The organism is Bacillus haikouensis (assembly GCF_013179555.1).
In the GTDB taxonomy this organism is placed as follows: domain Bacteria; phylum Bacillota; class Bacilli; order Bacillales; family Bacillaceae_B; genus Rossellomorea; species Rossellomorea haikouensis_A.
On sequence record NZ_JABMCR010000357.1, the window covers coordinates 1 to 3,544 of the forward strand.

The following is a 3,544-nucleotide window of genomic DNA, read 5'->3' on the forward strand; positions in this document are numbered from 1 at the left end:
GGCATTCATCATATTTGAACGATTTCCAGCTGTTGATTGGAGTGTAAGAGGAAGACTACTCAGGGAGAAGTGTGATCAACGCGAGACTTGTCCAGCTGCGGCGGCTAGCCCCTCGAGACGTTTCAGTCCGTCCAATGAAGTCAAAGATCGACTTCACCGGTCGGACTTCCAACGCTTGTCGGGGCTGGGCGAGCCCCCTCCGCTTTTCTACGCAGCGACTGGCAGGTTCACGGGTCATCCCGCAGAAAGCGAAGGTTTGCACGGAACCGGGAAGCGGTATTGAATTTCGCATGAAAACCCTGCCATTCCTTATGCATTAATCCTTCGTTTACTCCTTGTCGAATCAGGCAATAAAATTGTATAAAACTATTTGCATTTGCCTATTGATATTGAGTTAAAGTACCTGTATAGTACAGTATTGTTTATCAAATCGTTATAAGAAAGGACCTGTTTTCATGAAACTTGGCGCCCGCATTCTTAAAACGGGAATCGCGATTGTCATCGCATTACTTGTTTCACAATTATTTGGATTGCCTTCTCCTGTGTTTGCTGGGATTGCTGCCATATTCGCTGTGCAGCCAACCATCTACCGATCTTATCTATCCATTATCGAACAACTCCAGGCAAACCTGATCGGAGCGGGAACAGCCGTACTATTTGTTCTTTTATTCGGGAGCAACCCGCTTGTAGTAGGTCTGGCTGCCATTGTAGCCATCGCTATCATCTTAAAATTAAAACTGGAAAAGACGATCGGCCTTGCATTGGTGACAATGATCGCCATCATGGAAGTCACAGATCAGGCGTTTATACAGTTTGCACTTATACGTTTTTCAACGATTATGATAGGGGTATTTTCCTCCTTTCTCGTTAATCTGATCTTCCTGCCTCCGAAATACGAAACAAAGCTGTACCACCGTATTTCTGATTCAAGTGAAGAAATCCTTAAGTGGATCAGACTGAGTATGCGACATGCGACTGAATTTCACTTATTGAAAAAAGACCTTGAACGCATGAAGGACAAATTGATCAAGGTCGATCAGCTTTATTTAATGTATAAGGAAGAAAGAGATTACTTCAAAAAGAATTCCATCTCAAAGAGCCGGAAGCTTGTCATATATAGACAAATGATTTCGTCAGCAAACCGGAGCTTAGATATCCTGAAGCGTATCAACCGTTATGAAAATGAAATCCTTCAACTGCCCGATGAATTGAAGGGCATCATAAAAGGACAGCTAGACTGTCTCCTTACCTATCATGAACAATTATTATTAAAGTTCATCGGTAAAATGCATCCCCAGTCAGATTCAGAAGCTTATCAGGATGTATGTCTGAACCGGAAAGAGCTATTGAAAATGATGTTAGCCGAAATCCAAAACAATAGTGAGAACGAAAACGTTCAAAACTTCCATATGCTTCATATCTTCTCGGCCATCTTTTTATATGATGAACATCTGGAGCATCTGGAGAAACTCATTACAAGCTTCCAATCTTATCATACAGATGAGAATGAAGTGGAAATCGGCGAAGAAGAGGAATAAGAAAAAGAGCGTCAAACCACAACTCGGTTTTGACGCTCTTTTATATTAATTCTTCATTTTTGGATCAAGCGCATCCCGCAGACCGTCCCCCATCAGGTTGAACCCAAGTACGGTCAGCATGATTGCGAGCCCCGGGAAAATCATGGTCCATGGTGCCTGAAGCATGAACATGCGGGCGTCGGCAAGCATTTTTCCCCATTCAGGAGTCGGTGCCTGCGCACCCAGACCGAGGAATCCAAGGGCCGCAGCTTCTATGATTGCTGTAGCAATTGCCAGTGTTCCCTGTACAATGATTGGTGCCATACTATTCGGCAGGACGTGGCTGAACAAGATCCTGCTGTCCTTCATCCCGATTGCTTTTGCAGCCATTACGTATTCTTCCTGCTTTACACTTAACACTCTCGAGCGTATGAGGCGGCCAAAGTTCGGAATGTTTATAATGGCAATGGCGATCAAGGCATTTCGAAGTGATGGTCCAAGTGCCGCCACTACTGCTATTGCAAGAAGAATACTAGGGAATGCAAGCATGATGTCGAAAATACGGGATATGAGGGTGTCAACCCATCTTCCGTAATAACCTGCAACGATCCCCAGCAAGCTTCCCGCTACCGCAGATCCGATGACAGCGAAAAAACCTACCCATAATGAAATCCTTGCGCCGTGAATGATCCTTGAAAGAATATCGCGTCCAAAATCATCTGTTCCCAGCCAGTTATCGGAGGAAGGGGGCTGCAGCCTTTTGGATAAATCCTGTTCGTTAATTCCCTGAGGGGCAATTAACGGTGCTGCGATTGCAAGGATCACGAAAAATAGAACGATACAAAAACCTACCAGGGCAATTTTATTTTTAACGAAACTTTTCCATGCCTCCTTCCAGGGAGACACTGTTTCTTCTTGCAGAGACGGATTAAACTCTTTTTGCGGTTCTGCTATTTCTGCCATGTGAGTTCACCTCTTTCTTCTGTTGATGTTAGTTATATTTAATTCGCGGATCAACAGCTGCATAAAGCAGGTCGACAATCAGATTGATCGTTACGAATATAGTGGCAACCACGAGGATTCCTGATTGAATAACGGGATAATCACGGTATCCGATTGCCTCGTAAATATAGCGTCCGATTCCTGGCCATCCGAAAATGGTTTCTGTTAAGATTGCACCGCCAAGCAGGAGACCCATCTGTAGACCAATGACAGTCAGAACAGGAATGATGGCGTTTTTCAGGGAATGCTTGTACACTACCCAGAACATTTTCAATCCTTTTGCACGGGCAGTACGGATATAATCAGAACGCATTACTTCCAGCATACTAGACCGGGTCATACGTGCAATGATTGCCATCGGAATCGTAGCGAGTGCGATGCCTGGAAGGATAAGATGTTTAAATACCTCACCAAGCTGAGAAAAATTCCCCTGAATCAAACAATCAAGGATATACAGGTTTGTTATCGAATCCACTGGATTACGGATGTTTTCCCTTCCGGTTGTGGGAAGCATGTCCAATTGGATTCCGAAGATCCATTGTTCCATTAACCCAAGCCAGAAAATAGGCATGGATACACCTACCAGGGCAAGAATCATGGCTGTGTAATCAAACCATGAATTTTGGAACCACGCACTGACGATACCTGCATTTACCCCAACAAATACAGCAATGATGATGGCCACAAATGCAAGCTCGAAGGTGGCTGCCAGATATGGCCAGATTTCTGCAGATACCTCTACCTTTGTACGGAGTGATTCTCCTAGATCACCAGTCAGGAGCCCCCCCAAATAATTGAAATATTGAACATACCATGGATTATCCAGACCAAGTTGTAATCTGAGGGCTTCCACGGCTTCTTTGGTAGCCTGCTGGCCCAAAATGACCTGAGCAGGATCTCCCGGTATGGCACGGATAATGAAAAATACGATCAAAGTCATCCCCAGTAATACAGGAATTAATTGAAGTAATCTTCGTATGGTGTATTGAAACATTTTGTTCACCTCTCTGAATGGAGATTCTATG

At 44.3% G+C, this 3,544-nt stretch carries 3 protein-coding genes; 1 reads left to right on the forward strand and 2 read right to left on the reverse strand.

Annotated features, from left to right (window positions below; all coding sequences use genetic code 11):
• Positions 1-455 precede the first annotated feature (455 nt).
• Entirely contained in the window at positions 456-1,538 is a 1,083-nt protein-coding gene (locus HP456_RS21370; protein WP_172254860.1) for an FUSC family protein, read from the forward strand.
• A 45-nt stretch (positions 1,539-1,583) separates the two neighbouring features.
• Here HP456_RS21370 and HP456_RS21375 read toward each other — a convergent pair whose 3' ends face one another.
• Both HP456_RS21375 and HP456_RS21380 read right to left on the reverse strand, forming a co-directional pair.
• Positions 1,584-2,480, reverse strand: a complete 897-nt coding sequence (locus HP456_RS21375; RefSeq protein ID WP_172254862.1) for an ABC transporter permease — start codon at positions 2,478-2,480, stop codon at positions 1,584-1,586.
• Positions 2,481-2,508: 28 nt separating this feature from the next.
• Positions 2,509-3,513 (reverse strand): ABC transporter permease, encoded by a 1,005-nt coding sequence (locus tag HP456_RS21380; RefSeq protein ID WP_172254864.1) that lies wholly within the window; start codon positions 3,511-3,513, stop codon positions 2,509-2,511.
• Positions 3,514-3,544: the final 31 nt, after the last annotated feature.

What these genes read in the sequence shown, in the direction of transcription:
- HP456_RS21375 (WP_172254862.1), bottom strand. Translation starts at nt 2,480, where the DNA reads ATGGCAGAAATAGCAGAACCGCAAAAAGAGTTTAATCCGTCTCTGCAA.
- HP456_RS21380 (WP_172254864.1), bottom strand. Translation starts at nt 3,513, where the DNA reads ATGTTTCAATACACCATACGAAGATTACTTCAATTAATTCCTGTATTA.
- HP456_RS21370 (WP_172254860.1), top strand. Translation starts at nt 456, where the DNA reads ATGAAACTTGGCGCCCGCATTCTTAAAACGGGAATCGCGATTGTCATC.